This is a genomic window from Hylemonella sp. GW821-FHT10B10 (assembly GCF_059415585.1).
Genome location: NZ_JBWKNN010000008.1, coordinates 1 through 694, shown reverse-complemented (window position 1 = coordinate 694; position 694 = coordinate 1). Strand labels below are relative to the sequence as shown.

Below are 694 nucleotides of genomic sequence, written 5' to 3'. Positions count from 1 at the left end.
TGGAGATTTGAAAAATGGCAAAAGAGAAATTTGAGCGGACCAAGCCGCACGTCAACGTTGGCACGATTGGTCACGTGGACCATGGCAAGACCACCCTGACAGCGGCCATCACCACGGTTCTGGCCTCCAAGTTCGGTGGCCAGGCCAAGGCCTACGACCAGATCGATGCGGCTCCCGAAGAAAAGGCCCGCGGCATCACCATCAACACCGCCCACGTCGAGTACGAGACCAAGAACCGTCACTACGCCCACGTGGACTGCCCCGGCCACGCCGACTATGTGAAGAACATGATCACCGGTGCTGCCCAGATGGACGGCGCCATCCTGGTCGTGTCCGCCGCTGACGGCCCCATGCCCCAGACCCGCGAGCACATCCTGCTGGCCCGTCAGGTTGGCGTGCCCTACATCATCGTCTTCCTGAACAAGTGCGACATGGTTGACGACGCCGAACTGCTGGAACTGGTCGAAATGGAAGTGCGCGAGCTCCTCTCCAAGTACGACTTCCCCGGCGACGACACCCCCATCGTCAAGGGTTCTGCCAAGCTGGCGCTGGAAGGCGACAAGGGCGAACTGGGCGAAGGCGCCATCATGAAGCTGGCCGACGCCCTGGACAGCTACATCCCCACGCCTGAGCGCGCTGTGGACGGTGCCTTCCTGATGCCCGTGGAAGACGTGTTCTCCATCTCCGGCCGCGG

The 694-nt window shown here is 62.1% G+C and carries 1 protein-coding gene; it reads left to right on the top strand.

Going from position 1 to position 694, the window contains the following annotated elements; genetic code table 11:
• Positions 1 to 14: 14 nt before the first annotated feature.
• On the top strand, positions 15 to 694 hold a 680-nt coding region (locus tag AC07NT_RS18465), incomplete at its 3' end, for a GTP-binding protein (RefSeq protein ID WP_498600353.1).